Origin of the sequence: Nocardia testacea NBRC 100365, from assembly GCF_000308775.1 — a bacterium.
GTDB lineage: Bacteria > Actinomycetota > Actinomycetes > Mycobacteriales > Mycobacteriaceae > Nocardia > Nocardia testacea.
This window is the reverse complement of the sequence record NZ_BAGJ01000201.1, coordinates 1-241: the sequence shown is the minus strand read 5'-3', so window position 1 is coordinate 241 and position 241 is coordinate 1. Positions and strand designations below refer to the sequence as shown.

The window sequence follows — 241 nt, the reverse complement described above, 5'->3', positions numbered from 1 at the left end:
GAACAGCAGTCCGGCAGCCCCGCCGCAGACTTCCACAACCGCGTCTGCGCCCCCCGCGGCCGCGGCCGCCTATTCCGACCCACGGTGCGCCCCGGCGAGCGCCGAACTCGTCGCCTTGGTCGCCGCCGGGCTCACCACGGACGGGCACCAGCTCGCCAACGGCACGGTGATCGAGGAAAACGGTACAACGTATTTCGGCGCGACCACCCTGGACGCGGTGGGGGATATGGACGCTCGTTCG

Annotated in this window: 1 pseudogene; it reads left to right on the top strand. The window is 71.0% G+C overall.

The window, feature by feature from the left end:
- Positions 1-241, top strand: a pseudogene (locus ON38_RS36260) (DUF2510 domain-containing protein); the annotation flags it as partial.